Here is a 23586-nt window from a genome sequence, read left to right as displayed (position 1 = left end):
CTGTGATCACCTTGATAAGCCACGGATAAGTGGCTGGGCCAGCCCAGGAGCCCCCGCGGAGCGGCTGGCAGCAGTTTCGTGACATGCCCAAGACATACGTGTCCGGGCCGAGACCGGACCGGGTCCCGGCACCCGGGGCGTCAGCTGCGCAGCCGCAGCCCCCTCGGGGTCGCGTGGAAGCCCGCCGCCTCCAGGGCCGGACCCAGCGGGGAGGTCAGGGCCGCCGCCGCGTTGATCCGCTCCACCGTCAGCGCCGGCAGGGTGCCCGCACGGGAGCCCGCGGCCAGCGCCGCCACGGCCGCCTCCAGCCGCGGATCCCCCGGCTCCGGCCACGCCAGCAGGGTCTTGCCGCCGCGCTCCAGGTACAGCGTCAGCTCCCCGTCGACCAGCACCACCAGGGAGCCCGCCTTGCGGCCCGGCTTGTGCGAAGCGCCCGCCGGGGGCTCCGGCCAGGGCAGGGCCGCCCCGTACGCGTTCGCCGGATCGGCGGCGGCCAGGACCACCGCGGCCAGCGGCGGGGGGTTCTTCTCGGCGGCCCGGAGCCGGTCCACGGCGCCGTCCATCGCGAACTGGGCCGCGCCCAGACCCTCCACCACGTACCCCCGGCGGGCCTGGCCGCCGTCCTCGAACGCCGACAGCACCCGGTAGACCGCGCTGAAGCCGCCCTCGACGCCCTCCGCCGCGACCGCCCCCCGGGTGACGACCCCGTGCCGGTCCAGCAGGGTGCGGGCCAGGGCGTGCGCCCGGTGCGTCGGGTCGGGGGCCCGCTCGGGCAGCAGCGACCAGCGGCCCGCGACCGTGGGCGGTCCGTTACGCGACACCGTGGCGCTCAGGCTGCCGTACCGGCCCCGTGGCACGGTGCGCCGGGCGCGGTGCGCGGTGGCGCCCGCCGTACGGCCCGAGCCCAGCAGGGAGCGCAGCGGGGCCAGGGTGTCGTTCGTCAGCCGGCCGGACCAGGCCAGGTCCCACAGCACCTCGGACAGCTCCAGGTCGGAGGCCTCCGGGTAGCGGGCGCGGACGGACTGGGTGATCTGCCGGAAGAACAGGCCGTACCCGCCGGACAGGCTCTCCAGGACCGCCTGGTGCAGCGGGCCCGGCTCCAGCGGATGCGGCTCGGGCAGCAGCAGCGGAGCGGCGTCCGCCAGGTAGAGGGAGATCCAGCCGTCCTTGCCCGGCAGGGCCCCCGCACCCGCCCACACCACCTCGCCGGTGCTCGTCAGCTCGTCCAGCAGCGTCGGCGAGTAACCCGCCACCCGCGAGGGCAGGATCAGCCGCTCCAGCGCCGAGGCCGGCACCGGTGCCCCCTGGAGCTGCTCCACGGCGCGGGCCAGGCCGTCGATCCCGCGCAGGGCCCCGCCCAGGTGCTGCCACTGGGGCAGGAAGGTGGCCAGCGAGGCCGGCGGGACCGGCTCCAGCTCCTGGCGCAGCGCCGCCAGCGAACGCCGCCGCAGCCTGCGCAGCACCGTCGCGTCGCACCACTCCTGGCCGATGCCCGCCGGATGGAACTCTCCCTGGACCACCCGGCCCGCCGCCGCGAGCCGGTGCAGGGCACCCTCGGTCACCGCCGCGCCCAGGCCCAGGCGGGCGGCCACCACCGCCGTGGTGAACGGCCCGTGGGTGCGCGCGTACCGGGCCAGGAGATCGCCGAGCGGGTCCTTGACCGGCTCGGTGAACGCCTCCGGCACCCCGACCGGCAGGGCCGTGCCCAGCGCGTCCCGCAGCCGGCCCGCGTCCTCGATCGCCGCCCAGTGGTCCGCGCCGCCGATCCGCACCCGGATCGCCCGCCGGGCCGCCTCCAGTGCCCCCGCCCAGGCGGGCCCGGCCCCGCGCGCTTCCAGCTCGGCGTCCGTCAGCGGGCCCAGCAGCCGCAGCAGGTCCGCCACCGACTCGGCGTCCTTGGCGCGCCGGTCCTCCGTCAGCCACTGGAGCTCCCGCTCCAGCTCCTCCAGCACCTCCGCGTCGAGCAGCTCCCGCAGCTCCGCCTGGCCCAGCAGCTCGGCCAGCAGCCGGGAGTCCAGCGACAGCGCCGCCGCCCGCCGCTCGGCGAGCGGCGAGTCCCCCTCGTACAGGAACTGGGCGACGTACCCGAACAGGAGGGAACGGGCGAACGGCGAGGGCTCCGGGGTGGTGACCTCGACCAGCCGGACCCGGCGCGCCTCGATGTCCCCCATCAGCTCGGTCAGGCCCGGTACGTCGAACACGTCCTGGAGGCATTCGCGTACGGCTTCCAGCACGATCGGGAAGGAGCCGAACTCCGAAGCCACCTGGAGCAGTTGCGAGGCGCGCTGGCGCTGCTGCCACAGCGGGGTGCGCTTGCCCGGACTGCGGCGGGGCAGCAGCAGGGCGCGCGCCGCGCACTCGCGGAACCGGGAGGCGAACAGGGCCGAGCCGCCGACCTGGTCGGTGACGATCCCCGACACCTCGCCCTGGTCGAAGGCCACGTCGGCCGCGCCCAGCGGGGCCTGTTCGTCATCGAACTCGAACGGCGCAGGCCGCGCCGGGTCGTGGTCGAGGAGGTCCATGGAGAGCAGGTCGGCATCGGGCAGGCGCAGCACGATCCCGTCGTCGGCGTGCATCACCTGGGCGTCCATGCCGTACTTCTCGGCGAGGCGGGCGCCCAGCGCCAGCGCCCACGGGGCGTGCACCTGGGCGCCGAAGGGGGAGTGGACGACGACCCGCCAGTCTCCGAGCTCGTCCCGGAACCGCTCGACCAGGATGGTCCGGTCGTCCGGCACGTGCCCGCAGGCCTCCCGCTGCTCCGCCAGGTACGCGAGCACGTTGTCGGCGGCCCAGCCGTCCAGGCCCGCCGCCAGCAGCCGCAGCCGGGCGTCCTCGTCGGAGAGCGCGCCCAGCTCCCGCAGAAACGCGCCGACCGCGCGGCCCAGTTCCAGGGGGCGGCCCAGCTGGTCGCCCTTCCAGAACGGCAGCCGGCCCGGCACCCCGGGGGCGGGGGTGACCAGGACCCGGTCACGGGTGATGTCCTCGATCCGCCAGGAGGTGGTGCCCAGGGTGAACACGTCGCCCACGCGGGACTCGTAGACCATCTCCTCGTCCAGCTCGCCGACCCGGCCCCCGCCCTTCTTCGGGTCGGCACCCGCCAGGAACACCCCGAACAGGCCCCGGTCCGGGATGGTGCCGCCGGAGGTGACCGCGAGGCGCTGCGCACCGGGCCGCCCCGTGATCGTCCCGGCGACCCGGTCCCACACCACGCGCGGTCTGAGCTCCGCGAACGCGTCCGACGGGTAGCGGCCCGCCAGCATGTCCAGCACCGAGGTGAACGCCGACTCGGGCAGCGCCGCGAAGGGCGCGGCCCGCCGCACCAGCGCCAGCAGCTCGTCCAGCTGCCAGGTGTCCATGGCCGTCATCGCCACCAGCTGCTGGGCGAGCACGTCCAGGGGGTTGGAGGGGATCCGCAGCGACTCGATCGCCCCGGTCCGCATCCGCTCGGTGACCACGGCCGCCTGCACCAGGTCCCCCCGGTACTTGGGGAAGACCACACCGGTGGAGACCGCGCCCACCTGGTGCCCGGCGCGGCCCACCCGCTGGAGCCCCGAGGCCACCGACGGCGGTGACTCCACCTGCACCACCAGGTCCACCGCGCCCATGTCGATGCCCAGCTCCAGGCTGGAGGTGGCGACCACGGCGGGCAGCCGGCCCGCCTTCAGGTCCTCCTCGACCAGCGCCCGCTGCTCCTTGGACACCGAACCGTGGTGCGCGCGCGCCAGCAGCGGCGGGGCGCCCAGGGCGGCACCCGACTGGGCCATGATCTCCGCCGGGGGCGGGGCGCCCTCGGCGAGCGTCTCGCCCGTGGCCCGCTCGTGGGCGATCTCGTTGAGCCGGTTGCACAGCCGCTCGGCGAGGCGGCGGGAGTTGGCGAACACGATCGTGGAGCGGTGGGCCTGCACCAGGTCCGCGATCCGCTCCTCCACATGGGGCCAGATCGACGGCTTGTCGCCGCCCTCCCGGCCCTCGGTCGCCGGGGAGCCCCCCAACTCGCCCATGTCCTCGACCGGGACGACCACCGACAGGTCGAACTCCTTGGCCGAGGGCGGCTGCACGATCTCCACCCGGCCGCGCGGCGCCAGGTAGCGGGCCACCTCCTCCACCGGCCGGACCGTCGCCGACAGCCCGATCCGGCGGGCCGGTCGCGGCAGCAGCTCGTCCAAACGCTCCAGGGACAGCGCCAGATGGGCGCCGCGCTTGGTCCCGGCGACCGCGTGCACCTCGTCCAGGATCACCGTCTCCACCCCGGACAGCGCCTCCCGGGCCGCCGAGGTCAGCATCAGGAACAGCGACTCCGGCGTGGTGATCAGGATGTCCGGCGGCCGCGTCGCCAGCGCCCGGCGCTCGGCGGCCGGGGTGTCCCCCGAGCGGATCCCCACCCGGATGTCCGGCTCGGGCAGCCCCAGACGGGCCGACTCCTGCCGGATCCCCGTCAGCGGACTGCGCAGGTTGCGCTCCACGTCCACCGCGAGGGCCTTCAGCGGCGACACGTACAGCACCCGGCACCGCTTGCGCGCCTCCGCCGGCGGCGGCTGAGAGGCGAGCCGGTCCAGGGCGGCGAGGAAGGCGGCCAGGGTCTTGCCGGAACCCGTCGGCGCCACCACCAGCACGTCCGAGCCGGCCCCGATGGCCCGCCAGGCACCCTCCTGCGCGGAGGTGGGCGTACGGAAGGCCCCCGTGAACCACGAGCGGGTCGCGGGGGAGAACGAGTCGAGCGCAGCGCCTGCCATGCCCCCATCGTGCACCCCGCCTCTGACAACCGGGCCCGACCTGGGCAAACGCCCCGCCGGGGCGGGGCGCAGAATGAGGACATGGGGACGGACGGCGGGCGCGGGCGCGGCGAATGGGCACGGCACTGGCAGTACGAGCGACTGCCCGGCCTGGACCTGCTGCGCGCCCACTACGTACGCCACACCTTCCCCCGCCACGCCCACGACGGGTACGTCATCGCGGCCGTCAACGGCGGCATCGAGGAGATCGGCCTGCCCGGCGGCACCGTACGGGCCGGGCCGGGCAGCGTGGTGCTGATCAACCCCGAGGTCGCTCACACCGCCCGCGCCGGGGTCCCCGAAGGCTGGGCCTACGCCACCCTCTACGCCTCCCGGGACCTGATCGCCGAGGTCGCCGCCGAGATCGCCACCCCGCGCGGCACCCCCGGCTTCAACGCCGACATGGTCGCCGACGCGCAGGGCGCGCGGGCCATCACCGAGGTGCACCGGGCCGCCGAGGCCGGGAACGCGCTGGCCGCCGACACCCTGCTGCGGGGCGTGGTGGCCCGGATGCTCAGCCGGCACGCGGGCCCGCTGCCCGCCCGCCCGGTGCGCGGCGCGGGCGCCGCCGACGCCGAACGGGCGCGGGCCGTGCTGGAGGAGCGGATGGCCGAGCCGCCCTCGCTGGAGCAGCTCGCGGCCGGGCTCGGCACCAGCCCCTTCGCGCTGCTGCGCGCCTTCCGGGAGCGGTACGGGATGCCCCCGCACACCTGGCTGACCGACGCCCGCGTCCGCAGGGCGCGCCGGCTGCTCGACGCGGGGACCCCGCCCGCCGAGGCCGCCGTCACCGTGGGCTTCACCGACCAGCCGCACCTGAACCGGCACTTCACCCGCATCGTCGGCGTCCCGCCGGGCGCCTACCGGCGGGAGCGCGCGGGTTAGCCTGCGGCCATGGACACCGGGGGACTGGTGGAGCTGTACGACACGCGGGTGCGGGGCCTGGTGCCCGAGCCCGCCGGTCGGGGCCGCGCTGCTCGCGGCCGCCGGGCCGGAGCCGACCCGGCTGCTCGGGGATCCGGTGCGCCGGCAGGGCTGAGCCGGGCGCGCAAGAACGTACAAGACCCGGCCGGTCCTCCCCGCCTACGTTCAGGGCGTGGGAGAACATCAGATGGTGATACAAGAGGCCCCCGGCGCGGCCCCCGGTGCGGCCCTTCGCGAGGCCCCCGGCCGGCCGCGGGCCGCCGTCGTGCGGGACTCGCTCGGGGTCGGCGTGGCCGTCGGGCTGTCCGGGTTCGCGTTCGGGGTGACCGCGGCCGGGGCCGGGATCAGCGTGCTCCAGGCCTGTGTGCTGAGCCTGCTCGTCTTCACCGGCGCCTCGCAGTTCGCGCTGGTCGGAGCACTCGCGGCGGGCGGGAACCCGTTCACCGCCGCCGCCGGGGCCTTCTTCCTCGGCACCCGCAACGCCTTCTACGGACTGCGGCTGTCCCAGCTGCTGGCCCTCCCGAAGGCCGTACGGCCCCTCGCCGCGCACTGGGTGATCGACGAGACCACCGCCGTGGCCCTGGCCCAGCCCGACCGCAGGTCGGCCCGGCTCGGCTTCACCGTGACCGGGCTCGCCCTCTACGTGCTGTGGAACCTCACCACCCTGCTGGGCGCGCTCGGCGCCGAGGCCATCGGCGACACCGCCGCCTGGGGGCTGGACGCCGCCGGACCGGCCGTGTTCCTCGCCCTGCTCGCGCCGATGCTCAAGAGCGCCACCGAGCGGGCCGTCGCCGTCCTCGCCCTGGTGCTGGGGCTGGGCTTCCTGCCGGTGCTGCCGGCCGGGGTGCCCGTACTGATCGCCGCGCTGGCCGCGCCCGCCGTGCTGTGGATGAAGGGGCGCCGATCGCTGAAGGGAGGGCGCTCGTGAACGTCTGGATCGCCATCGGGCTCACCGTCGCCGGATGCTACGCCGTCAAGCTCGCCGGACTGCTCGTGCCCGCCGGGGCCCTGGAACGCCCCGTGGTCCGCCGGCTCTCCGCCCTGCTGCCCGTCGCGCTGCTCGCCGCGCTCACCGCCCAGCAGACCTTCAGCACCGGCAACGAGCTGGTCCTCGACGCGCGCGCCGCGGGGCTGGCCGCCGCCGGGGTCGCGTTGCTGCTGCGCGCCCCGTTCCTGCTGGTCGTCGGCGCGGCCGTGGTGGTCACCGCGGGCGTCCGGGCCCTGGGAGGCTGACCCCGCCGGCCCCGGGCGGGGCCCCGATGGGCCGCCCGTACGCCCGCAGGGTCAGCAGGGCCTCCAGGGTGGCGATCGGCCGCCGCTCCAGCGAGCTGCCCGGCGCCCAGGCCCGACGGTGCACCGGCCAGCCGCCGTCGGGCTGCTGCTCCGCCGCGAGGAAGTCCAGCGAGCGCCGCATCTCCTCGTCGGTGAACCAGCCCCGGGCCAGCGATTCCGGCCGCCGCGCGTAGTCGTACGGGAACAGCTGCTCGCCCGGGGCGTAGCCGGGGGCGGTCGGGTACTCCGCGCGCCGGTCCGGTTCGAGCACCGCCAGCCGCCGCTCGCGCACCAGCCGGCCCAGCCGGTCCGCGGCCGCCGCGGCGCGGGCCCGGTCGGGCGCGCCGTCGAGGAAGGCCACCGCGCCCTGGACCTCGTACGGGTGGGTCCGGCGCAGCGTCTCGACCCGCTCCCAGCAGAAGTCCGTGGCCCGGAACAGCCAGGCGTGCCAGATCCGGTTGCGGTGCAGCACCCCGACGACGGGGCCCGTGGTCAGCAGCGTCCCCGGCGGGTCGTCGCACACCGGGTGGTACGGGGCGGCGGGATAGTCCCGGGGGCCGGCCAGGACCAGCGGGAGCGCGCCCTCCGGGGTGGAGACCCGGGTCAGGTGGCGGCAGAGCCGCTCGATGCGCTGCCCGGAGCACCGGCCGAGGGCGTCGAGGATCCGCAGGGCGTGCGCGGTGTGCAGGGGCTGGCTCAGCGGGCCGCGCAGGTCGGGGTCGAGCGCGTGCCCGTAGCCCCCGTCGTCGCCGAGGTAGGAGCCGAGGGCGGCGTCGACCGGGTCGGGATCCCCGCCGAGGAAGTGGAACGCGAACCGCCGCTGCTCCAGCACCCGGGCCGTGAGCCAGGTGAACCGCTCGGCGCGGGCCAGCGGGGTGGACGCGGGGGAACCAGGGGCGCAGGTGGCCGTCGGGGCCGCCGGGCTCGGTGGGGCCGGGGCGGGAGCTTCGTCTCCAGGCATGCGTGACACCGTAGGGCGCGCGCACGGGGGCGCAGGGGAGCAACGGGGCCGGTGCACTCTCCGGGGCGGGATACTGGAGGCATGCGGTTGACGATTTTCTGGGAGCGGATGGCCGAGCACCTCGGCGCGGGCTACGCGGACTCCTTCGCCCGGGACCACGTGATGGCCGAACTGGGCGGACGCACCGTCCACCAGGCGCTGGACGAGGGCTGGGAGGCCAAGGACGTGTGGCGCGCGGTGTGTTCGGCGATGGACGTGCCGGCCTCGCTCCGCTGACGCGGCCCCGCCGCGCCGACGGGGGTCCCGGGCCGCGTGCGGCGGCGGGCCCGCGGGCCGGCCGGGTCCCTGCGGCTTCGTGGTCCGGGCGGCCGTTGGGACAGACTGGACGGCGTGGCAGCAGCAGAAGAGACGACCGACCAGACGACGGGCACGACGACGGGCGCGGCGGCCGGTGAGCCGACGGGCCCGGCGGCCGGCCCCGGCCCCGGAGCCGGCGCCCCGACGGCCCCCGCGGGCGCGGGCGCCGTCCCGCCCGGGACCGCCCCGGCCGCGGGAGAGGCGCGGATGCCCCGCTGGCTGCCGCGCGCGGTGATCCTCGTACTGGCCCTCGTCGCCTGCTTCCAGCTCGGCAGCTGGGCCTTCCACCAGCTGATCGGGCTGCTGGTCAACATCCTGATCGCGTTCTTCCTCGCGCTCGCCATCGAACCGGCCGTGGCCAGGATGGCGGCCCGCGGCATGCGCCGCGGGCTCGCGACCTTCCTGGTCTTCCTGGGCGTGTTCGTGGCGGCCGCGGGATTCCTCGCGCTGCTCGGCTCGATGCTCGCCGGGCAGATCATCGACATGGTCGAAGGCTTCCCGGGCTACCTCGACTCGGTGATCGACTCGATCAACCGGACCTTCCACACCGATCTGTCCCGGCTGGAGATCCAGGACAGCCTGCTGCACTCCCAGTGGCTCCAGAAGTACGTGCAGAACAGCGCCACCGGTGTGCTCGACGTGTCCGCCACCGTGCTCGGCGGGCTCTTCAAGCTCCTGACGATCTTCCTGTTCTCCTTCTACTTCGCCGCCGACGGGCCCAGGCTGCGGCGCGCGCTGTGCTCCGTACTGCCGCCCGCCAAGCAGGGCGAGGTGCTCCGGGCCTGGGAGATCGCCGTGGCGAAGACGGGCGGCTACCTGTACTCGCGCGGGCTGATGGCGCTGATCTCCGGCATCGCGCACTACGTCCTGTTCGTGGTGCTCGACGTGTCGTACGCGCCCGCCCTCGCGGTGTGGGTGGGACTGGTCTCCCAGTTCATCCCCACCATCGGCACCTACCTGGCGGGCGCGCTGCCGATGCTGATCGCCTTCACCGCCGATCCCTGGTACGCGCTGTACGTCCTCGGATTCGTGGTGGTCTACCAGCAGTTCGAGAACTACGTCCTGCAGCCGAAGCTGACCTCCAGGACCGTGGACATCCACCCCGCTGTGGCCTTCGGCTCGGTCATCGCGGGCACCGCCCTGCTGGGCGCGGTCGGGGCGCTCATCGCGATCCCGGCCGTCGCCACCCTGCAGGCCTTCCTCGGCGCGTACGTGAAGCGGTACGAGCTGACGGGTGCGGCGGCCGGCGAGCCTACTTCCCTTCGTCCCCGCCGAGTACGGCTGCGAGGACTTCGGTGACGGTCGCCTCGGTGGCCGCCTTGTCGAGGCCGGCGGCGCTGAGCGGGCCCTCGCCGTTCTCCTGCTCCAGGAGCGCGAGCAGGATGTGCTCGGTGCCGACGTAGCCGTGGCCCAGGCGCAGGGCCTCGCGGAAGGTGAGCTCCAGGACCTTCTTGGCGTTCGCGTCGAAGGGGACGAGCTCGGGGACCTCCGACTCGGCCGGGGGGAGGGAGGCGGTCGCGGCGGTGCGCAGGTCTTCCGGGGCGACGCCGCGGGAGGCGAAGACGTGGGCGGCCAGGCCCTCGGTCTCGCCGAGCAGGCCGAGCAGCAGGTGCTCGGTGCGGATCTCGGTGTTGCCGGCGGCACGGGCTTCGTTCTGCGCGGACATGACCACGTTGCGGGCGCGGGGGGTGAAGCGGCCGAAGCCCGCGTTCGGGTCGAGGCCGGGGTCGCCGTCCTTGTCCGCCTTGGGGACGAAGCGCTTCTGGGCGGCCTGGCGGGTGACGCCCATGCTGCGGCCGATGTCGGTCCAGGAGGCGCCGGAGCGGCGGGCCTGGTCGACGAAGTGGCCGATGAGGTGGTCGGCCACGTCGCCGAGGTGTTCGGCGGCGACGACGGCGTCGCTGAGCTGGTCGAGGGTGTCGGAGTGGACCTTCTTGATGGCCTCGATCAGGTCGTCGAGGCGTACCGGATTGGTCATGCGAACGGGTTCCACCGAAGGGTTCGTCATGAGTGCAACCCTAGGTTGACACCCTGAGGGGTGTCAACCGTTGGTTGTCACTCGGCCGCGCGTGGCTCCCGCATGCCGCGCGTGGCTCCCGTATAGGGCCGTGATGCGGAGGGTGCGTAGACCTGGCCCGCATGAGTGTGGACACGAGTGACACGCGTACGGGCCGGGCCGCGAAGGCGCCCGGTCGCGCCCGCCCGGCCCTCCCGAACGCGCTGGCGGGACGGGCCCCCGCGCCCGCGTCGCCCGCCCGGGCCACCGCCCTGCACAGCGGCGGGGTCGCGGCGGCCGCGCTGCTGGCGCTCGCCGGCATCGGTGCGCTCCTGCACGAGCCGGTGCTGATCCCGCCGATCGCGGCGATCGTCTACGGGGTGCCCGCGCTGCCGCTGGCCCAGCCGCGCAGCGTCGTCGCCGGGCACCTGCTGTGCGCGGCGGTGGGCTATCTGGGGCTGGCCCTGCTGGGGGACGCGCCGTGGGTGGCGGCGCTGGGGGCGGGGGTGGCGGTGGGGGTGATGACGCTGGCCCGGACCCCGCATTCGCCGGCGGCGGCGACCACCGTGGTGGTGGTGCTCCAGGCGCCGGATCCGGTGGTGTTCGTACCGCTGCTGACGGGGGCGGCGCTGCTGCTGGTGCTGGCCGGGACGGCCGCCTCGTGGGCCCGGCGGGGCGCGGTGCGCTACCCCGTGTACTGGTGGTGAGCCCGGGGGCGGAGGGGGCTGGGGACGGGACCCCCTCCGCCGGCCGGGCCGTCAGACGTCAGGCGGTCGGCTGGTTCTGACCCGTCAGCAGGCCGAGCAGCTGGTCCATCTCGCCCCGCCAGATGCGGTGCACGTTCATCCGCGTCGGCGCGGCCTGGCCGGGGAGCTGCATGCGGAAGGAGCTCCAGATGGCGTTGCGCTTGACCTCGGTGATGCTGCCGACGGCCTCGGCGGGGGATATCGCGAAGACGATCTCCTGGGGGCGGTTGCTCATCCGGCTCGCCTTGTGGAGCACCACGGCCTGCTCGGTGACGGTGACGAAGTAGTAGGTGAGGAACGCCTGGCCGATGAGGCCGAGCATGCTCATCAGCCACACGCTGGGGCCGGCGATGGCCTGGATCGTGACGATGGGCTTGTCGGTGGGGTTGGCCTGGGCGAGGGCTTCTGCCACCTGCTGCTGGATCGTGGCCTTCTTGATGGCCATGGGTCCTCCTGAGCGGAATTTCACGGCCCCCGTCGTCGGGGGCACCGCAGAGTACCGGCCGTTCGGGGGCGGTTTCGCTCCAGCCCGGGGCGGTGGCCCATGCGCCCCGGTATGGCAGGCGGCGCCCGCCTCGTGCGGGGTTGGAATGGTTCATTCCGGATGTGCTTCCGGTCGTTCCGGTGGGGGTGGCGCCCAACCGGGAAGGCCCTCTTGTGGGTTGTGTCCCCGGGTTTGAGAATGCGCATGACAACCGGAGATCTTCGGTCGTCGCATCCGTCACCAGAGGGGACCCCCCACATGAACAAGCCTCTCGCCGCCGCCGCACTCTCCTTACTCCTGACCGGAGTGGCGGCCGCCCCGGCCATGGCCTCGGCCTCCGACACCGCGCCCGCCCTCGCGGTCACGTACGCGGGCACGGTCGCGCTCAGCAACTGCTCCGGCTCCGTCGTCCGCACCCCGAACTCCCAGCCCGGCGACCCCGCGCTCGTCCTCTCCAACGGGCACTGCCTGGAGACCGGCTTCCCGGCGCCCGGCGAAGTCCTCGTCAACAGGGCGTCCAGCCGCACGTTCTCCCTGCTCAACGCCTCCGGCTCGAAGGTCGCGACGCTGCGCGCCAGCAAGATCGCGTACGGGACGATGACGGACACGGACGTCTCGCTCTACCAGCTGACCAAGACGTACGCGCAGATCCAGAGCCAGTACGGGATAGCCGCGCTCACCCTCAACGACGCCCACCCGGTGGAGGGTTCGTCCATCAAGGTCGTCTCCGGGTACTGGAAGCGCACCTACAGCTGCAACGTCGACGGGTTCGCGTACCGCCTCAAGGAGGGCGCCTGGACCTGGAAGGACTCGGTCCGCTACACCTCGTCCTGCAACACCATCGGCGGCACGTCCGGCTCGCCGGTGATCGACACCACGACGGGCAAGGTCGTCGCCGTCAACAACACGGGCAACGAGGACGGCCAGAGCTGCACCGACAACAACCCGTGCGAGGTCGACGCGAGCGGCAACGTGACGGTCCGCCAGGGCATCAACTACGCCCAGCAGACCTACACCCTCGTCCCGTGCATCGGCCCCGGCAACCAGATCGACCTGAACCGCCCCGGCTGCACCCTGCCGAAGCCGTAACCTCTGCCCCCGACCCCTGCCCGTAGCCGGGGCCCGCGCGCGGGGCGGGCCCCGGTCAGGGGGTGGGTGAGACCTCGACGTGACCGTGCCGCGCGCCCTGCCCGACCACGGCGGGAGGGAAGGGGCGCGCGACCGGCAACACGACCCCGGCCCGGAAGCCCGTCTCTCTCGCGTACGCCATCGGGCCAGGCCGGGCCCCCGCACCGACAGTGGGTGCCGGTCGCTCGCGCGCACGGTGTGAGGCGCCCTACGGGCTCCCCAGCCACGCCGCGTACCAGGAGCGGAAGCCCGTGCTCACGGGCACGAAGCCGCCCCAGTCCGGATCGATCTGCCAGACCTCGCCCCTCCGTGGGCCGTTCAGGACCAGTCTGACGAAGATGCCGCACCCCCGTTCGGCAAGCATGAGCGTGCCCCGGGTCAGCGCCTCCTCCGGCCCGCGGATCCGGCCGGGAAGTGGATCGGTGAGGGGGAACGGCCGGGCGAGGCGGCCCGGGAGCCGGTCTTCCCGCCACTCGTCGTCCACGGCCCAGTCCTCGCCGGCCTCCGGGCGGGGGACGGCCAACGGCATCAACCCGTGACAGGGTCCGGCGGGGCCGTCGCCCACCTCCGCGACGAAGGACCGTTACTCCCGCGGCAGGCCGATGCCGTGGGATTCCTCGAAGGCCCGGATCTCCGCCTCCGGCACCCGGGGCGCCAGCTCGTACCGGTGCGTGCCCGCCCCGAAACGCTCCCGCCCCGGGTCCCCCGCCGCCATCTCCCGTATCCGTGCGCGTACGCCCTGCGCGTCCCAGCCGGTCATCCGGTGACCGTAGCAACGGCGCCCGCACCCCGGCGCGGGACGGGGCCGCCGGGGCGGGCGTGGCTCGCTTGACAGGGAAATCGAACATCCATTCTGATGGGTTATCCACAGCCGAAACGGGCGTGGGAGCGCATTGTCAGTGGCAGGCGTTAGCGTCAATGGCGTGAAGCGATCGACTCAAGCAAACCGGGTGGAACCCATGGCAGGCACCGACCGCGAGAAGGCTCTCGACGCCGCGCTCGCGCAGATTGAACGGCAATTCGGCAAGGGTGCGGTCATGCGCCTCGGCGACAAGCCGAACGACCCCATCGAGGTCATCCCCACCGGGTCGACCGCGCTGGACATCGCCCTCGGCGTCGGCGGTCTGCCGCGCGGCCGTGTGGTCGAGATCTACGGCCCGGAGTCCTCCGGTAAGACGACCCTGACCCTGCACGCCGTGGCCAACGCGCAGAAGGCCGGCGGCACCGTCGCCTTCGTGGACGCCGAGCACGCGCTCGACCCCGAGTACGCCCGGGCCCTCGGCGTGGACACCGACAACCTCATCCTGTCCCAGCCGGACACCGGCGAGCAGGCCCTCGAGATCGTCGACATGCTGGTCCGCTCCGGCGCGCTCGACCTGATCGTCATCGACTCCGTCGCGGCGCTCGTGCCGCGCGCGGAGATCGAGGGCGAGATGGGCGACTCCCACGTGGGTCTCCAGGCCCGCCTGATGAGCCAGGCCCTCCGCAAGATCACCGGTGCGCTGAACCAGTCCAAGACCACCGCGATCTTCATCAACCAGCTCCGCGAGAAGATCGGTGTGATGTTCGGCTCGCCGGAGACCACGACCGGTGGCCGCGCGCTGAAGTTCTACGCCTCCGTGCGCATCGACATCCGCCGCATCGAGACCCTGAAGGACGGCACGGAGGCGGTCGGCAACCGCACCCGCTGCAAGGTCGTCAAGAACAAGGTCGCGCCCCCCTTCAAGCAGGCCGAGTTCGACATCCTCTACGGCCAGGGCATCAGCCGCGAGGGCGGCCTGATCGACATGGGCGTGGAGCACGGCTTCATCCGCAAGGCCGGCGCCTGGTACACGTACGAGGGCGACCAGCTGGGCCAGGGCAAGGAGAACGCCCGCAACTTCCTCAAGGACAACCCCGACCTCGCCAACGAGATCGAGCGGAAGATCAAGGAGAAGCTCGGCGTGGGCGTCCGCAAGGACAGCGAGGGTGCCGAGCCCGCCGCGGCCGCGTCGGCCGACGCCTCCGTGCCGGCCCCGGCGTCGAAGGCCAAGCCCGCGGCCAAGGCCGCCGTGGCCAAGAGCTGACCGTGCGGGAAGAGCAGGAGAGGGGCGGCAGAGCGAGGGGCGGCCGTGAGGGCCGCCAGGAGCTGCCGCCCCAGAGTCCCGAGGAGCAGGCGCGGGCGATCTGCCTGCGCCTGCTCACCGGGATGCCGCGCACCCGGCGGCAGCTGGAGGAGGCCCTGGCGAAGCGGGGCATCCCCGAGGAGGTGTCGCAGGAGGTCCTCTCCCGGTACGAGGAGGTGGGCCTGATCGACGACGCCGCCTTCGCCGGGGCCTGGGTGGAGTCCCGGCACCGCGGCCGGGGCCTGGCCCGCCGGGCGCTCGCGCAGGAGCTGCGGACCAAGGGGGTGCACACCACCCTCGTCCAGGAAGCGCTGGAACAGCTGGACTTCGAGCAGGAGGAGCAGACCGCCCGGGAACTCGTGGAGCGCAAGCTCCGCAGCACCCGCGGCATGGAGCGGGACAAGCGGATCCGGCGCCTCGCCGGGATGCTCGCCCGCAAGGGATACCCGGAGGGCATGGCCCTGCGGGTGGTCCGGCGCGCGCTGGAGACCGAGGGCGAGGCCGAGGACGCCGACGAGCCGGGGTACCCCGGGTACTGACTCCGGGTCCGATCGGGGGCTAGTGCCGTGCCCGGAAAGGTCCACCGGGTCGCGGCGCCCGGCACGGCACCTCGCCGCGTTGTCGGACCGCGCAAGTACGTCCAGTACGAGCCGCGGCCCTCCGCCTTGCGATGCACCGCACCGGACACCGCGACCCGGCAAACCTTCCCGGCCACAGCCCTAGGGGGTGGGGGTAGCCCCCGCACGGGGACGCCGGGGCGCTCCAGTGCCGGAAAACGGGCGCGCGGCCAGAGTTGACCGCATGATGCTGCGTTACGCCCTTCAGACCATCCGGGACCGCAAAGCCGGCTTCCTCGGAGCCTTCGTCGCGCTCCTGTGCGCGGCGGCCCTGATCACCGCCTGCGGCACCCTCCTGGAGACCGGACTCCGCGGCCGGATCGCCACCGAGCGCTACGCCGGCACTCCGGTGGTCGTCGCCGCCGACCAGAACGTCCACCAGACGACGGTCAAGGAGAAGAAGGGCAAGACCAAGACGAAGCACAAGGCCAAGCCGGTCGCCGAGCGGGCCTGGCTTCCGGCCTCCACCGTGGAGACCGTACGCTCCGTCCCCGGCGTCGAGCGGGCCGTGCCCGAGCTGACCTTCCAGGCCGTCCCGGTCCTCAAGGCCCCGGCCGACCCGGCCAGGCCCTCGTACGGGCACGCCTGGACCTCCGCCGTCCTCACCCCCTTCACCCTCGCCGAGGGCCGCGCCCCCCAGGGCGGCGACGAGGTCGTCATCGACCGCGCCCTCGCCGCCCGGGCGGGAATCGCCGCCGGGGCGCGGCTGACCGTACAGGCCACCGGCGAGCCGAAGACCTACACCGTCAGCGGCATCGCGCGGACCGGCCACGGCGACCTCGGCCGGCAGACCTCCCTGTTCTTCAGCGACACCGAGGCCGAGCGGCTCGCCGCCCGCGCCGGACAGGTCACCGCCGTCGGAGTGCTGCCCCGGCCCGGAGCCGACGCCGGCCGGCTCGCCGGACAGGTCCGGCAGGCGCTGGCCGCCACCCCGCAGGGCGCCACCGCACAGGTCGCCGCCGGGGACGACCGCGGTCCCGTCGAGTTCCTCGACGCCGCCGGAGCACGGATCAAGCTCGTCTCCATGGGCGGAGCCATGGGCGGCACGTCCCTGCTCGTCGCGATCCTCGTGGTCGTCGGCACCTTCGCCCTCTCCGTCCAGCAGCGCTACCGCGAACTCGCCCTGCTGCGCGCCATCGCCGCCACCCCCAAGCAGCTGCGCCGCATGATCGGCCGCGAGGCGCTGCTCGTCGGCCTGGCCGCCGGCATCGCGGGCTCCCTCGCCGGACTGCCCCTCGCCGCCTGGCTGCACGGCCGCTTCGTCAGCAGCGGAGTGATCCCGGCCACCCTGGAGCGCACCGCCGGGATCTTCCCGATGTTCGCCGCCGTCGGAGCCAGCCTGCTCGGAGCCTGGGCCGCCGCACGGATCACCGGTCGCCGGATCGCCCGGATCCGCCCCGCCGAGGCCCTGGCCGAAGCCGCCGTCGAGCGGGCCCGCCCTTCCTGGATCCGGACCCTGGCCGGACTGCTCCTGCTGGCCGGCGGAGCGGTGCTGGTCGTCGTACTCGGCTCGCTGCGCACCGAGCCCGCCTCCACCCCGGTGACCTTCCTGGCCGTGGTGGTGCTGGCCGGCGCGGTGTCGCTGCTCGGCCCGCTGCTGGTCCGGCTCGCGGCCGCGCTGATCGCCGGACCGCTGCGGCTGGCCGGCCCCGGCGGCCGGCTGGCCACCGCGAACCTGCGCGGCAACGCCACCCGCATGGCCTCCGCCGTCACCCCGCTCACCCTCCTCATCGGCATGACCTGCACCGTGCTCTTCGTCACCCCGACCCTCGGCGACGCGGCCCGGGCACAGGCCCGCGAAGGGGTCCGCGCCCAGTGGGTCGTCACCGCGCAGGGCCCCGGCGTGAGCGCCGGTACCGCCGAACGGATCCGCCGCACCCCGGGCGTCACCGCGGCCACCGAGATCGTGCACACGTCGGTACGGGTCGGCCTGACCAAGTACGCGGCCCAGGGCGTGACCCCGGCGGGCCTGACCCGCACCTGGGACCCGGAGGTCACCCGCGGCAGCCTGGACGGCTTCGGCGAGAACAGCGCCGCCGTCAGCGAACTCGCCGCCGACCAGCTGGGGCTGAAGCCCGGCAGCCCGCTCAAGCTGACGCTGGGCGACGGGACCCCGGTGACGCTGACGGTGTCCGCCGTGTACGGGCGGGGCCTGGGCTTCGGCGACCTGACACTGCCGCACGGCCTGGTGGCCGCGCACGTGGACAACCCCCTCGCCGCCGCCGTGCTCGTCGCGGCGGAGCCCTCGGTCGGCCGGGAGCGGCTGGCCGCCCCGGGGATCGCGGTCCTGTCCGCGGCGGAGGCCGACACGGCCCGGGCCGAACGGCAGGCGGCCGGCGCCGAGATCAACCTGCTGGCCATGGGCCTGGTGCTGGCCTTCACCGCCATCGCGGTGGTCAACACCCTCGCGATGTCCACCGCCGAGCGGTTCCGGGAGTTCGCGATGCTGCGGCTGGCCGGGGCGAAGCGCCGGCAGGTGCTGCGGATGCTGCGCACGGAGACCCTGGCCGTGCTGCTGATCGGGGCGGTGCTCGGGGCCGGGATCTCGCTGGCCGTGCTGACCGCGTTCAGCGTGGGCATGACGGGGGTGGCGGCGCCGGCGGTGCTGCCGCTGGTGTACGGCGTGGTGATCGGCGCGGCCGGGCTGCTGGCGCTGGCCGCCACCGCCCTGCCGGGCCGGGCCGCGCTCCGGCTCCGCCCGGTGGAGGTGGCCACCTCCAAGGCGTGACCCCGGGTCCGCCGGCCGGCCGCCCCTCCCCCTTCCGGACCGGACCGGACGGGGGAGGGGCGGCGGCGCTTCAGGAAGGGGCGGGGGCGCTTCAGGAAGGGGCGGTGGTGGGCAGGCCCGCGGACTTCCAGGCCTGGAAGCCGCCCGTGAGGTCCGTCGCCCGGTGCAGCCCCAGCGCGTGCAGGGAAGCGGCGGCTAGCGAGGAGGCGTAGCCCTCGTTGCAGATCACCACCACCCGCAGGTCGTGCGAGACGGCCTCCGGGAGGCGGTGGGAGCCCAAGGGGTCCAGCCGCCACTCCAGTTCGTTGCGCTCCACGACCACCGCCCCCGGGATCAGCCCGTCCCGCTCGCGCAGCGCCTGGTAGCGGATGTCCACCAGCAGGGCCCCGTCCAGGGAAGCCTCGTACGCCTCCCGCGCCCCGATCCGGTCGTACGTCGCACGGACCCGCTCCAGCAGGGCATCGATGCCCACGGCGCTCACTGCCAGTCCGCCGGACGCTCGACGTGCTCCAGCCGCAGCACCGGACCGCTGCGGCTGTACCGGCGGATCAGCGGCAGCGGCGGGTAGTACGCGTGGACGGAGACGGCGTGCTCCGAGACGGACTCGTTGAGCACCTCGTGGACGTGGTGCTCGCCGAAGGCCCGCCCGGTGCCCGCGCCGAGGCTGCGGGTGCGGTCCACGTCGGGGGCCAGTTCCAGGCTCTGCCAGCCCTCCGAGGGCAGCCGGACCGTCAGGGAGTGCTCCGTCAGCCGGCCCCGCGCGGTGGCGAACGCGCCCCGGGACTCGGCGTGGTCGTGCCAGCCGGTTCCGGTGCCCGGGGGCCAGCCGATCAGCCAGGCCTCGCTGCCGCCCGGTCCGTCGAGCCGGATCCAGGTGCGGCCCTCCGGGTCGAGGGGGAGCGAGTCGACGATCGCCGGGTCGGAGGCGGTGCGCAGGGCGAAGGCGAGGAGTTCCGCGGCCGTCGGGGCGGACGACGGGCGGGCGGGGGCGTGCGTGTACACGGGGGGCATGGATGTGACCGTCCTGGGGTTCGCGAAGGTGCGCGCGCCGGGCCGGCAGGGCTCAGGGGCGCGCGGAGGGAAGGCGAATCAGCAGGAGGGGCGACACACGCAGCCCGCGTAGCGGAGCAGGTCCATATGAACCCTCCGCCACAGGCGTACGTCGTTGCCGGTCATGTCCGCGAGTGAACCACGCGCCCCCGAGAGCGGTCAATCGATCACGGGGGCGGGTGTGGCGGGAGAGCCCGCCGGGGCGCCCGCCCGGACGGCGTCCGCCGCCGCGTACAGCTCGGCCGGCCGGACCCCCGCGAAGGTGGCCGCCAGGTGCCCGTCCGGCCGCAGCAGCAGCACGGTGTGCGCCGGAGCCCCCGGGTAGGCGTCGGCGACCAGCAGGTCGGCCGGGACCGGCAGCGCGCTCACGGCCGCCGCGAGGCGGGGCATCACCCCGGCGCTCTGCCAGTGCCGCCGGTCCCACACCCCCGTGCCCGGCGCGACCAGCAGCACCAGCAGCCGGCCCCGCCCCAGCAGGTCGCGCAGCGGGACGGTGGCCCCGTCGGGCGCGGTCACGGGCACGTCCGCCACGGGCCCGCCCGGCTCGGTCGCCGTCGGGACCTCGCGTACGGCCACGGGCGGGGCGTACACGGGCGGCGCGCCCAGCGGGCCGCGCCCCAGGTGCCCGTCGGTCAGCAGGGTTTCGGCGGAACGCCCCGTCCCCGGCAGCAGGGTGCGCAGGCCGCCCCCGCCGCGCAGTACGGGCACGGCCTGGTCGGCGGCGCGCAGCCGGGCGGCGACGGCGGTGCGCCGTTCGCCCTCGTAGCTGTCGAGCAGCGCCTCGGAGGCGCCCTGGTGCCAGGCCAGGGCCAGCTTCCAGGCGAGGTTCTCGGCGTCGCGCAGCCCCTCCTCGACGCCCTGGGTGCCGACCGCGCCCAGCAGGTGCGCGGCGTCCCCGACGAGGAAGGCCCGGCCGTCGCGCCAGCGCAGGGCGAGCCGGTGGTGGAGGGTGTGCACGCCGGTGTCGATGAGGTCGTACGGGGGAGTCGTGCCGCCGCACCACAGGGCCAGGGTGTCCCGGACGAGGGTGACCAGCGCGTCGGGCGTGACGAGGTCCCCGCGCGCGGGCAGCAGCCAGTCGAGCCGCCACACCCCGTCGGGCAGCGGCCGGGCGGTGACCTCCTCGGGCCCGGACGGCGGGTTGCGGTGCAGCAAGGCTTCGCCGGGCCAGGGAAGTTCGGCGCGCAGGGCGGCCACGGCGTGCCGCTCGACGGCGGTCCGGCCGGGGAAGCGGATGCCGAGCAGCTTGCGGACGGTGGAGCGGGCCCCGTCGCAGCCGACGAGGTGGCTGCCGCGCCACCAGGTGCTCTCGGTGCCCCGGGTGCGGACGGTGACCCCGTGGTCGTCCTGCTCGAAGGAGTCCAGCTTGGCGCCGGTGACCAGCTGGACCAGGGGGTGCGCCGTGGCGGCGCCGCGCAGCCCGCGCACGAGGGCGTGCTGCGGCAGGTGCAGGGGGGCCGGGTGGTCCTCGAAGGTGATCCGCCGGGACTCCTGGCGGCGCTTCATGGTGCGCCAGGCCGCGTACTGCGCGCCCTCGTCGCGCAGCGTCGTACAGCCCAGCCGGTGGACCATGGCGGCGGTGTCGGAGTGCAGCACGACACTGCGGGCGGGCCGGGGCTCGTCCTTGCCGGGCCCCTCGTCGAGCAGCACGCTGGGCACGCCGTGTCCGGCCAGGGCGAGGGACAGGGACAGCCCGACGGGTCCCGCGCCGACGACGATCACCGGGTCCATGATGCGGCTCCCGATGTCCGGTATGTGATCACAGAACGTATGCAACCCACTGGAGGTTCCTGCGTCAAGTGACCCCGGGCCGGGACAGCGCCGTGTGGTGCGGCGGAGGATTCCGCCGCACCACACGGGCTACGCACTACGGCTGACCCTACGTCAGCCCTCCGGCGGCCTTCCGGCCGGGCTCGACCGGTCCTCCGGTCACCCCGCGGCCGAGGCGCCGGTGGCCATGTCGTCCACTTCGGCCACGCCGACCACCGCGCCGGTGCTCTTCTTCGACTTCCGCAGCCGGCCCTCCATCCAGGAGGCGAAGGAGGTGAGGGCGAAGTTCACCGCGATGTAGATCAGGGCGATCACCACGAGGGTGGCGATGGTGTTGCTGTAGTTCGCCGAGATCTGCCGGTTCGTCGCAAGCAACTCGGTCAGGCCGAGCAGCGAGCCGCCGAGCGCGGTGTCCTTGAGGATCACCACGAGCTGGCTGACCAGGGCGGGCAGCATCGCCGTGACCGCCTGCGGGATGAGGACGTAGACCATGGTCTGGCCCTTGCGCATGCCGATCGCCTTGGCGGCGTCCGTCTGGCCGCGCGGCAGGGAGAGCACGCCCGCGCGGACGATCTCCGCGATGACCGCCGCGTTGTACAGGACCAGACCGGTGATCACCGCGTACAGCGGCCGGAACTCGGAGGACACGGCAGGCACGAACTGCACGAAGAAGGCCGAGCCGAAGACCATCAGCATCAGGACCGGGATGGCGCGGAAGAACTCCACGACCGCACCGACCGGCACGCGCACCCAGGCGTGGTCGGACAGCCGGCCCATCCCCAGCAGGGCGCCCAGCGGCAGGGCGATCACCATGGCGATCGCGCCGGCCTTCAGGGTCTCCAGCAGGCCGGGGATCAGGTAGGTGGTCCAGATCCGACCGTCGGTGACGAAGGGGGTCCACTTGTCGGCGTCGAGCTGGTTCTTCTCCGCCATCACGGACAGGATCCACCACGCGGCGAGCGCGAAGACCGCCACGAAGACGGCCGTGAAGATCCAGTTGCGGACCTTGGCCTTGGGGCCGGGAACGTCGTACAGCACGGAGCTCATCGCTTCACCGCCACTCGCTTGGCCACCCAGCCCAGCAGCAGACCGGTGGGAAGGGTCAGCAGGCAGAAGCCGAGGGCGAAGATCCCGAACACGGCGAAGAGCGCGTCCGCCTCGTTCTCGATCATTTCCTTCATCAGCAGGGCCGCCTCGGCCACGCCGATGGCCGCGGCCACCGTGGTGTTCTTGGTGAGCGCGATCAGTACGTTGGCGAGCGGCGCGATGACCGCCCGGAAGGCCTGGGGGAGCACGATCAGGGTGAGCACCTGGAAGAAGCCCAGCCCCAGCGCGCGGGCCGCCTCGGCCTGGCCGACGGGCACGGTGTTGATGCCCGAACGCAGCGCCTCGCAGACGAAGGTGCCCGTGTAGGCCGTCAGCGCGAGGACGGCGAGCCGGAAGCCGGTCTCCTTGAAGGTGCTGCCGCCCATGTCGAAGCCCAGGGTCTGGCTGAGGCCCAGCGAGCTGCCGATGACCAGCAGGGTCAGCGGCGTGTTGCGTACCAGATTGACGTACGCGGTGCCGAAGGCCCGCATCAGCGGGACCGGGCTGACCCGCATCCCGGCCAGGACGGTGCCCCATATGAGGGAGCCCACCGCCGAGTAGAGGGTGAGCTGAACCGTCACCCAGAAGGCTCCGAGCAGGTCGTACTGCCCGGAATCAAGAAAGTCGAACACGTTGCCCTGCGCTCTCCCCAGGATGGCCGGTGGGGTACGCCGCCGCCCGCGGACGGGCGGGCGGCGGTGCACCCCACCGGGAAATCAGCTGCCTTCGGTGATCTGCGGGGCAGGCTCGTTCTTGTAGTCGGCCGGGCCGAGGTTCTTCTTGATGGCCGCTTCCCACGAACCGTCCGCGACCATCTTCCTGAGCGCGGCGTTGATCTTGGTCTGGAGGTCCTTGTCGCCCTTCTTCAGACCGATGCCGTAGTTCTCGTTGCTCATGCTCAGGCCGACGAGCTTGAACTTGCCCTTGTTCTTCTCCTGCGCGGCGTAGCCGGCGAGGATCGAGTTGTCCGTGGTCAGTGCGTCCACGGACTTGTTCTCCAGCGCGGTGAGGCACTCGGAGTAGCCGCCCTGCTCCAGCAGGTCGGCGTCCTTGGCCAGGTCCTTCTTGATGTTCTGTGCCGAGGTGGAGCCCGTGACCGAGCAGAGCTTGCGCTTGTTGAGGTCCTCGACCTTGGTGATCGAGTTGTCGTCGGCGCGGACCAGCAGGTCCTGGTGGGCCAGGAAGTACGGGCCGGCGAAGTCGACCTTCGCCTTGCGCTTGTCGTTGATCGAGTAGGTGGCGGCGATGAACTTGACGTCGCCGTTGGAGATCAGGTTCTCGCGCTCGGCGCTGATGGCCTGCTTCCACTCGATCTGGTCCGGCTGGTAGCCGAGCTCCTTGGCGACGTAGGTCGCCACGTCGACGTCGAAGCCCTCGAACTTGCCGTCCGGGGTCTTGAGGCCCAGACCCGGCTGGTCGAACTTGATGCCGATGACGATCTTGTCCGACTTGGTGCCGCCGGACGCGCCACCGTCGCTCGCCGCGTCCTTGCTGCCGCCGCCACAGGCGGTCGCCGTCAGGGCGAGAACGACGGCCGTGGCAACGGCAGCGCCGGTCTTGAGAACCTTCATGGTGAACTTCCCTCGGGTGAGA

At 73.9% G+C, this 23586-nt stretch carries 22 protein-coding genes and 1 pseudogene; 10 read left to right on the top strand and 13 right to left on the bottom strand.

What is annotated here, in order from left to right; genetic code table 11:
- Nucleotides 1-140: 140 nt before the first annotated feature.
- Complete coding sequence (locus ACZ518_RS22510; RefSeq protein WP_469114774.1) at nucleotides 141-4733, bottom strand: ATP-dependent helicase; 4593 nt, start codon at nucleotides 4731-4733, stop codon at nucleotides 141-143.
- Between the two features lie 81 nt (nucleotides 4734-4814).
- On the opposite strand from ACZ518_RS22510, the gene ACZ518_RS22505 reads away from it, so the two are divergent.
- The 3 genes from ACZ518_RS22505 to ACZ518_RS22495 all read left to right on the top strand — a co-directional run bounded on the left by ACZ518_RS22505 (nucleotide 4815) and on the right by ACZ518_RS22495 (nucleotide 6926).
- On the top strand, nucleotides 4815-5654 hold the full coding sequence (locus ACZ518_RS22505; protein ID WP_469114773.1) for an AraC family transcriptional regulator: 840 nt from the start codon (nucleotides 4815-4817) through the stop codon (nucleotides 5652-5654).
- Nucleotides 5655-5880: 226 nt separating this feature from the next.
- A complete protein-coding gene (locus tag ACZ518_RS22500) occupies nucleotides 5881-6621 on the top strand; it encodes an AzlC family ABC transporter permease (RefSeq protein ID WP_469114772.1) in 741 nt (246 codons plus the stop codon).
- A complete protein-coding gene (locus tag ACZ518_RS22495) occupies nucleotides 6618-6926 on the top strand; it encodes an AzlD domain-containing protein (RefSeq protein WP_469114771.1) in 309 nt (102 codons plus the stop codon). Before ACZ518_RS22500 ends, ACZ518_RS22495 begins: the two co-directional genes overlap by 4 nt.
- On the opposite strand, the gene ACZ518_RS22490 is transcribed toward ACZ518_RS22495, so the two are convergent.
- Nucleotides 6895-7926 carry a hypothetical protein gene (locus ACZ518_RS22490; RefSeq protein WP_469114770.1) on the bottom strand — a complete coding sequence of 344 codons (1032 nt, stop codon included), beginning with the start codon at nucleotides 7924-7926 and terminating at the stop codon, nucleotides 6895-6897. The two genes, ACZ518_RS22495 and ACZ518_RS22490, sit on opposite strands and share 32 nt — an antisense overlap.
- 81 nt (nucleotides 7927-8007) lie before the next feature.
- Here ACZ518_RS22490 and ACZ518_RS22485 point away from each other — a divergent pair, with 81 nt between their 5' ends.
- Together ACZ518_RS22485 and ACZ518_RS22480 are read left to right on the top strand one after the other, a co-directional pair.
- Nucleotides 8008-8202: a DUF3046 domain-containing protein gene (locus ACZ518_RS22485; RefSeq protein ID WP_469114769.1), complete on the top strand. Its 195-nt coding sequence runs from the start codon at nucleotides 8008-8010 to the stop codon at nucleotides 8200-8202.
- Between the two features lie 288 nt (nucleotides 8203-8490).
- Complete coding sequence (locus tag ACZ518_RS22480) at nucleotides 8491-9582, top strand: AI-2E family transporter (RefSeq protein ID WP_469114796.1); 1092 nt, start codon at nucleotides 8491-8493, stop codon at nucleotides 9580-9582.
- Here the strand turns inward: ACZ518_RS22480 and ACZ518_RS22475 are convergent.
- Nucleotides 9536-10291, bottom strand: a complete 756-nt coding sequence (locus tag ACZ518_RS22475) for a Clp protease N-terminal domain-containing protein (RefSeq protein ID WP_469114768.1) — start codon at nucleotides 10289-10291, stop codon at nucleotides 9536-9538. The two genes, ACZ518_RS22480 and ACZ518_RS22475, sit on opposite strands and share 47 nt — an antisense overlap.
- Nucleotides 10292-10422: 131 nt before the next feature.
- Between ACZ518_RS22475 and ACZ518_RS22470 the strand changes: the two genes are divergently transcribed.
- Nucleotides 10423-10986, top strand: coding sequence for an HPP family protein (locus ACZ518_RS22470; RefSeq protein ID WP_469114767.1), 564 nt, complete (start codon nucleotides 10423-10425; stop codon nucleotides 10984-10986).
- 58 nt (nucleotides 10987-11044) lie between these two features.
- Here ACZ518_RS22470 and ACZ518_RS22465 read toward each other — a convergent pair whose 3' ends face one another.
- Nucleotides 11045-11470 carry a hypothetical protein gene (locus ACZ518_RS22465; protein ID WP_469114766.1) on the bottom strand — a complete coding sequence of 142 codons (426 nt, stop codon included), beginning with the start codon at nucleotides 11468-11470 and terminating at the stop codon, nucleotides 11045-11047.
- A gap of 297 nt (nucleotides 11471-11767) precedes the next feature.
- Here ACZ518_RS22465 and ACZ518_RS22460 point away from each other — a divergent pair, with 297 nt between their 5' ends.
- Nucleotides 11768-12598, top strand: coding sequence for a S1 family peptidase (locus tag ACZ518_RS22460; RefSeq protein ID WP_469114765.1), 831 nt, complete (start codon nucleotides 11768-11770; stop codon nucleotides 12596-12598).
- Between the two features lie 247 nt (nucleotides 12599-12845).
- Here ACZ518_RS22460 and ACZ518_RS22455 read toward each other — a convergent pair whose 3' ends face one another.
- Both ACZ518_RS22455 and ACZ518_RS22450 read right to left on the bottom strand, forming a co-directional pair.
- Entirely contained in the window at nucleotides 12846-13166 is a 321-nt protein-coding gene (locus ACZ518_RS22455; RefSeq protein WP_469114764.1) for a hypothetical protein, read from the bottom strand.
- Nucleotides 13167-13220: 54 nt separating this feature from the next.
- Nucleotides 13221-13397: a hypothetical protein gene (locus ACZ518_RS22450; RefSeq protein WP_469114763.1), complete on the bottom strand. Its 177-nt coding sequence runs from the start codon at nucleotides 13395-13397 to the stop codon at nucleotides 13221-13223.
- Between the two features lie 199 nt (nucleotides 13398-13596).
- Here ACZ518_RS22450 and recA point away from each other — a divergent pair, with 199 nt between their 5' ends.
- The 3 genes and pseudogenes from recA to ACZ518_RS22435 all read left to right on the top strand — a co-directional run bounded on the left by recA (nucleotide 13597) and on the right by ACZ518_RS22435 (nucleotide 18087).
- On the top strand, nucleotides 13597-14703 hold the full coding sequence (gene recA, locus ACZ518_RS22445; protein WP_469114762.1) for a recombinase RecA: 1107 nt from the start codon (nucleotides 13597-13599) through the stop codon (nucleotides 14701-14703).
- Nucleotides 14616-15281 (top strand): annotated as a pseudogene (gene recX, locus ACZ518_RS22440) (recombination regulator RecX); the annotation flags it as partial. The gene recA and the pseudogene recX, both read left to right, overlap by 88 nt.
- Before the next feature lie 262 nt (nucleotides 15282-15543).
- Nucleotides 15544-18087: an FtsX-like permease family protein gene (locus ACZ518_RS22435; RefSeq protein WP_469114761.1), complete on the top strand. Its 2544-nt coding sequence runs from the start codon at nucleotides 15544-15546 to the stop codon at nucleotides 18085-18087.
- A 91-nt stretch (nucleotides 18088-18178) separates the two neighbouring features.
- Here ACZ518_RS22435 and ACZ518_RS22430 read toward each other — a convergent pair whose 3' ends face one another.
- From ACZ518_RS22430 to ACZ518_RS22400, 7 genes are all read right to left on the bottom strand, one after another.
- Nucleotides 18179-18568 (bottom strand): rhodanese-like domain-containing protein, encoded by a 390-nt coding sequence (locus tag ACZ518_RS22430; protein ID WP_469114760.1) that lies wholly within the window; start codon nucleotides 18566-18568, stop codon nucleotides 18179-18181.
- The gene (locus tag ACZ518_RS22425; RefSeq protein ID WP_469114759.1) at nucleotides 18565-19098 is read right to left on the bottom strand and encodes a cupin domain-containing protein; all 534 of its coding nucleotides are present in this window, start codon (nucleotides 19096-19098) and stop codon (nucleotides 18565-18567) included. Before ACZ518_RS22425 ends, ACZ518_RS22430 begins: the two co-directional genes overlap by 4 nt.
- Before the next feature lie 78 nt (nucleotides 19099-19176).
- A complete protein-coding gene (locus ACZ518_RS22420) occupies nucleotides 19177-19263 on the bottom strand; it encodes a putative leader peptide (RefSeq protein WP_311318651.1) in 87 nt (28 codons plus the stop codon).
- 33 nt (nucleotides 19264-19296) lie between these two features.
- Nucleotides 19297-20868 (bottom strand): FAD-dependent oxidoreductase, encoded by a 1572-nt coding sequence (locus ACZ518_RS22415; RefSeq protein WP_469114758.1) that lies wholly within the window; start codon nucleotides 20866-20868, stop codon nucleotides 19297-19299.
- 198 nt (nucleotides 20869-21066) lie between these two features.
- Entirely contained in the window at nucleotides 21067-21954 is an 888-nt protein-coding gene (locus tag ACZ518_RS22410; RefSeq protein WP_469114757.1) for an amino acid ABC transporter permease, read from the bottom strand.
- Nucleotides 21951-22625, bottom strand: coding sequence for an amino acid ABC transporter permease (locus tag ACZ518_RS22405; RefSeq protein ID WP_469114756.1), 675 nt, complete (start codon nucleotides 22623-22625; stop codon nucleotides 21951-21953). Before ACZ518_RS22405 ends, ACZ518_RS22410 begins: the two co-directional genes overlap by 4 nt.
- An 84-nt stretch (nucleotides 22626-22709) precedes the next feature.
- Complete coding sequence (locus tag ACZ518_RS22400; RefSeq protein ID WP_469114755.1) at nucleotides 22710-23564, bottom strand: glutamate ABC transporter substrate-binding protein; 855 nt, start codon at nucleotides 23562-23564, stop codon at nucleotides 22710-22712.
- Nucleotides 23565-23586: the final 22 nt, after the last annotated feature.

This window comes from Streptomyces sp. NPDC033966 (assembly GCF_055575955.1).
This window is presented reverse-complemented; position numbering and strand designations above follow the sequence as displayed.